Source organism: Paragemmobacter ruber (genome assembly GCF_009908315.1).
In the GTDB taxonomy this organism is placed as follows: domain Bacteria; phylum Pseudomonadota; class Alphaproteobacteria; order Rhodobacterales; family Rhodobacteraceae; genus Paragemmobacter; species Paragemmobacter ruber.
The window spans coordinates 1-561 of the sequence record NZ_JAAATW010000018.1; the positions used below are offsets into that span (position 1 = coordinate 1).

The 561-nt window shown below is 70.9% G+C and carries 1 protein-coding gene; it reads right to left on the minus strand.

All coding sequences use genetic code 11. The annotated features are described in order from the left end of the window. Positions 1-561 (minus strand): calcium-binding protein (locus GU920_RS19260; RefSeq protein WP_394351578.1); only part of this gene is annotated, 561 nt, incomplete at both ends.

The following is a 561-nucleotide window of genomic DNA, read 5'->3' on the forward strand; positions in this document are numbered from 1 at the left end:
TCAGGCTGTCATTGCCGCCGTCGCCGCGCAGCAGGTCGTTGTCGCCCTCGCCCGCCAGCGTGTCATTGCCGCCGCCACCGTCGAGCGTGTCATCGCCCGCGCCGCCGAAGACCGCATCGCTGGTGGCGTGGCCGCCGCCCCAGTCGTTGCCGTCATGGGCGATGATGATGCTGGGCGTCCCGTCATCGGGGCCTTGCAGCGTGGTGTTGGACCCGTCATCGCCGCTGATCACGCGATAGGTGACGCCGTTGAAAATGGCAAACTCCACCCCCGTCAGCGTGTCGGTGCCGTCGCGGGCGGCCACGGTATCGGTGACGATCAGCGCCCCGCCGGGGCCGTAGTCGAAGCTGTACTCCGTGACCGGGCCGGTGAAGACCGCGCGGTCGGTGCCTGCGCCGCCGTCGAGCGTGTCGTTCCCGGTGCCGCCCTGCAGCGTGTCGTTGCCGCTGCCGCCGATCAGGCTGTCATTGCCGCCGTCGCCGCGCAGCAGGTCATTGTCGCCCTCGCCCGCCAGCGTGTCATTGCCGCCGCCACCGTCGAGCGTGTCATCGCCCGCGCCGC